Origin of the sequence: Vogesella fluminis (assembly GCF_014652335.1) — a bacterium.
Classification (GTDB): Bacteria; Pseudomonadota; Gammaproteobacteria; order Burkholderiales; family Chromobacteriaceae; genus Vogesella; species Vogesella fluminis.
This window is the reverse complement of record NZ_BMYP01000078.1, coordinates 1-4,385: the sequence shown is the minus strand read 5'-3', so window position 1 is coordinate 4,385 and position 4,385 is coordinate 1. Positions and strand designations below refer to the sequence as shown.

At 60.7% G+C, this 4,385-nt stretch carries 7 protein-coding genes and 1 pseudogene; all 8 read left to right on the top strand.

All coding sequences use genetic code 11. The features are described from left to right. Window positions 1-793: pseudogene (locus IE083_RS15305) on the top strand (hypothetical protein); the annotation flags it as partial. Further along, window positions 783-1,760, top strand: coding sequence for a hypothetical protein (locus IE083_RS15300; protein WP_189354901.1), 978 nt, complete (start codon window positions 783-785; stop codon window positions 1,758-1,760). The pseudogene IE083_RS15305 and the gene IE083_RS15300, both read left to right, overlap by 11 nt. A gap of 55 nt (window positions 1,761-1,815) precedes the next feature. Continuing rightward, a complete protein-coding gene (locus tag IE083_RS15295) occupies window positions 1,816-2,172 on the top strand; it encodes a type II toxin-antitoxin system RelE/ParE family toxin (RefSeq protein ID WP_189354900.1) in 357 nt (118 codons plus the stop codon). Next, window positions 2,159-2,479, top strand: coding sequence for a helix-turn-helix domain-containing protein (locus IE083_RS15290; RefSeq protein WP_189354899.1), 321 nt, complete (start codon window positions 2,159-2,161; stop codon window positions 2,477-2,479). The genes IE083_RS15295 and IE083_RS15290 overlap by 14 nt, the downstream gene beginning before the upstream one ends. A gap of 327 nt (window positions 2,480-2,806) precedes the next feature. Next, the gene (locus IE083_RS15285; protein ID WP_189354898.1) at window positions 2,807-3,088 is read left to right on the top strand and encodes a BrnT family toxin; all 282 of its coding nucleotides are present in this window, start codon (window positions 2,807-2,809) and stop codon (window positions 3,086-3,088) included. Further along, window positions 3,060-3,335: a BrnA antitoxin family protein gene (locus IE083_RS15280; RefSeq protein ID WP_189354897.1), complete on the top strand. Its 276-nt coding sequence runs from the start codon at window positions 3,060-3,062 to the stop codon at window positions 3,333-3,335. The genes IE083_RS15285 and IE083_RS15280 overlap by 29 nt, the downstream gene beginning before the upstream one ends. 108 nt (window positions 3,336-3,443) lie before the next feature. Further along, a complete protein-coding gene (locus IE083_RS15275) occupies window positions 3,444-3,755 on the top strand; it encodes a type II toxin-antitoxin system RelE/ParE family toxin (protein ID WP_189354896.1) in 312 nt (103 codons plus the stop codon). 2 nt (window positions 3,756-3,757) lie between these two features. Further along, a complete protein-coding gene (gene nadS, locus IE083_RS15270; RefSeq protein WP_189354895.1) occupies window positions 3,758-4,054 on the top strand; it encodes a NadS family protein in 297 nt (98 codons plus the stop codon). Window positions 4,055-4,385 lie beyond the last annotated feature (331 nt).

Below are 4,385 nucleotides of genomic sequence, written 5' to 3'. Positions count from 1 at the left end.
AACGGCCCTGCGTTTCACTATTCCGCCTTCGGGCAGGCCCAAGTCCGACAGGCTGCTAGGGCGCCCGTTTCTGGATGCCAGCCGCGAAATCTGGCGCAAGCTGCGCATGACGGACACCGATCTGGTGGTGCGCCGGCGCCACCGCGCCCCGCTACGCCTCAGCCATGTACTGGAGGGCGCCAACGACATCGAGCTGCGGGCGTACCAGGACAGGGTGGAGGCAAACAGCGACCTGATCACCACCGACTTTTACCTGAACAAGAAAGGCGCGGTGACCGCGGTGCAGGGCGATGCCACGCTGGGCGACATCGGCGACGTGACCTATCTGCTTGACAGCTTCTTTGCCGGCACGCCGCTGCCCAAGGGCATGATGGGCTACACCGACGGCATGGCGCGCGACATCCTGGAAGACCTGAAGCGAGACTACTTCGACGAGGTCGACCAGCTGCAGGACATGCTGGCGCTGGTCTACGAGTTCGGCTTCCGCCTGCAGTTGCTGCTGCGCGGCATCAACCCCGACGCCGAGGCCTTCAGCATCACCTTTGCCGAGCGCCGCACCGAGACCCTGAGCCAGACCACCGACCGCGCGCTGAAGCTGCAGGCGCTGGGCCTGCCGAAATCGATGGTGTGGGAGGAAATCGGCTACAACGCCGCCGACGTGGAGGCACGCCGCCAGAGCGATGCCAAGCACTACGACCCCTACCCCGAACCCAACGCACCGCCAGCGGTGAAGGTCACCCCGGGTAACGGCCGCAAGGGGGACAGCGCGACGAGCGTGAGCCATGAGCATTGACATCGAGCGCCTGATGGCGGAAGAGGCCACGCTGAGCCGGCAAGAGCTATGGGCACTGCTGGAACAGCTGGAACAGGACAGCGACGCCCGTTACCAAGAGGCTGCTGAGCGCATCGCCCAGCGACTGCACCAGCTTGGCAACGCCGAGGGCCGCATCGCGCTGGAGGCGCTGCCAGCGGCCACCCGTATCGTGCGGGAAGAGTTGGCCGCACTGGCCGACGCGCAGAACACCCTACTGGAAGAGGGGCTACTACTGGCAGCCGTACTGGGGCTGCGGGCATTCGACAAGCGCACACTGCAACAGCGCGTCGCCAGCAAAAAGCAACTGCCCGCCACCGAGCGGACCGGGCTGATCCTACGCATCGAGCTGCACAATGGTAGTAACGACAGCCACGCCTCCGCGCGCAAAGCCCGCGCCGTGTTCAACGACCTGCGCCAGCACCCGCTGCCCGATGGCCTGCGCCTATCAGATCGGCTATGGCGGGTGCATCAGGGTGCCGAGCGCGCACTGCTGGACATGCTGAATGCAGCGGTAATACGGGGCTGGGATGCGGAGACCGCACTGCGCAACTTCATGGACAGCAAGGGCAACATCAGTGTCTCCCCCGCCGTGTACGAGGCGCTGGGGCAGGCCCGCGCCGAACAACTGGCAAAGGCGTTACAGGACGGGCTGCTGAACGTACCAGGCAACCCGCGCGGCTTATTCCGCCGCGTACTGCGTACCGAGATCAACCGCTACCACGGCAAGGCCTACATGCGGGAAGGGGCGCAACAAGAGGGCTTCAAGGGCTTCCGCTTCCGGCTGTCGCCCAACCACCGGGTGCGGGACATATGCGACACCCACGCCACGGTGGACCAGTACGGCCTGGGATCGGGTGTCTATCCAGATGAGGCCGCCTGCCCGTGGCCGGCGCACCCGAACACGCTGAGCTATGTGGAGGTGGTGTTTGATTGGGAGGTTGGCTAAACCTTGAAGGGTGTAGCACCCAGTGCTAGAATCATCAAAAAAGATAAAACCATTTATGCGATCCTTCAAAACAGCCTGGTTCAGCAAGGCGGCCAAAAAAGCCAAGATTAGCGATCAGGAACTCTGCGCGGCCATACGGCAAGTTGCACAAGGGCAAGCTGACGATTTAGGCGGTGGCGTATACAAAAAACGCCTCAACAACAACCTGCATCGTTCCATTATCGTCGCCAAGGGCGGACAGCACTGGATCTACGCCTACCTGTTCGCAAAGAAGGATCAGGCCAATATCGAGGATGATGAGCTTGTTGCTTTTCGCAAGCTGGCAAAGTCATACGAAGCGATGACAGACGCCCAACTAAACCAGCAGATGCACACCAAAGCACTAGTAGAGATATGCCATGACTGCCCGTAAATTCAAGAGTGACGCCTTCGAGGCGATACACAGCGCCGCCAGCGCCCTGCACGAAGCCGGCACCATCGATAAAGCCACCATGCGCTCCTTCGACAAGGACTGCCTGATCCCCGTACCCCACTTTGCCCCGGCGCAAATCAAGGCTATCCGGGAACACAACCATGTCAGCCAGCCGGTATTCGCGCATTACCTGAACACCAGTACCTCTACCATTCAAAAATGGGAATCTGGTGCCAAACAGCCTAGCGGCATGGCACTGCGGCTGTTGAGCGTGATCCAGAAGCAAGGGCTGAAGGTGTTGGCCTGACAACATGATGCCCGATCAGGACACCCCACCCAGCCAAGACGCGACGGCAGACCAGGCAAAGCCCGAAACAGACAAGAGACCCCGCCGCCAGCGTCGCTTCACCGTTGAACAGCTGATGGCCGAGATGCCTGACGGCTTGCCCCGCTTGCCCGAGTGGGAAGATATGCCGCCTGTTGGCCGAGAATACTGGTAATCCCGCCCCGCCAAGCGCGGGGCTTTTTGTTTGCCTGTGACTTTGCCTTTGCGCTTGCCACGGCGCGGTGGCCGCACCTTGCTGTACATACAAAATACTTGCCTTCCCTGTATTTTGTACATACAATCCGATGTATGGAAATCGACTTCGACCCCGCCAAGAACGAAAGAAACATCCGCGAGCGTGGCCTGCCCTTCACCCAGGTTGCCGAGTTCGATTTCAGCAGCGCAAGCGTCGTGCAAGACACCCGCAAGGCGTATCCGGAAACCCGCTATATCGCCATCGGTTATCTGTTTCAGCGCTTGCATGTCCTGGTCTTCTGCGAAACCGAGCGCGGTATCCGCGTTATCAGCTTGCGCAAGGCCAATGCCAGAGAGGTAAAGAGTCATGAACAAACGCACCCCGCTCATCGATGAGCAAGGCGAAGTCCGCGAGCTGACGGCGGAGGACATGCGCCAATTCCAGCCTGCCGCCGAGGTACTGCCCGCCTCTCTGCTGAAAAAGCTTGGCGTGCGCGGCGGGCAGAAGGCCCCCACCAAGGAGCGCATCACCATCCGCCTGTCACCCGACGTGGTCAGCGCGTTCCGCGCGACCGGCGACGGCTGGCAATCTCGCATCGATGCCGCCCTGCAAACCTACCTGAAGGAACACAAGGTCGCGTAGACGCTGACTTTGTTTTTCGCCTGAAGCCAGCCCCGCCTTGGCGGGCTTTTGCTTGCCTGGCGTCTGCCGCCCTTGTCTTATCCGCCACTGGCGGATAAGATGCCGCTTATGGAATTCATCGAAACCCCGACTTTTACCCGGATGATTACCACGCTGCTGGCGGACGACGATTACGCCGGATTGCAGCAGACCCTGGCGGACGATCCGGCGCGCGGCGCACTGATCAAGGGCGGCGGCGGGATTCGCAAGTTGCGCTATGCCGCGCAAGGACGCGGCAAGAGCGGTGGTATCCGGGTGATTTATTACTGGATCCGGGACGATCAGCAGATTTACCTGCTGGTGGCCTACCCCAAGTCGGTCAAGGAAACGCTCTCCGACAAGGAGACCGCGATCCTGAGAGAACTGGTCAAGGAGTTATGAACATGGCAAACCCCCTGTTTGACGATCTGGTGCAAAGCCTGAAGGAAGCCCGCGCCATCGCCCGTGGCGAAGCGGCCGCTTCGCGCCGGCACGCCCTCCCCGCTACCGACGTGAAGGCGCTGCGCCAGCAGATCGGCCTGTCGCAGCGGGAGTTTGCCCAGATGATGCACGTCAGCGTGAAAACACTGCAAAACTGGGAACAGCACCGCCGCTACCCCACCGGCCCCGCTGCCGCGCTGCTGAAGATCGTGGCGCACGCGCCTGCCCTGGCGCTCGAATCGCTACAACCGCCGCACTGAAGCGCCTCACTTCGCTTTTGCGCTTGACATGGCCCGCTTCGGCGGGCTATTTTCATGACTGGTGCTCAAAACACCTTCAACTAGCGGATACCGCACCCGAAAGTAATGCGGTATTTTTACGTCCATAGCTTTTGCATTGGCCCTTGTGGGACAATGCACGTCTATGGCCGGGTGTGCGGCTAATATAAGACCCGCAAGGGGAATATGCCCGCCGTCTAGTTGCGGTTTTGAGCACCCGGCCACCCTCTCAAAAGGGGTGAAACTCAAAATAGCAACTAGTGTAGTGTTTCACGCTATTTGAAACATATGAAAACCAATATCCATGCGGGTT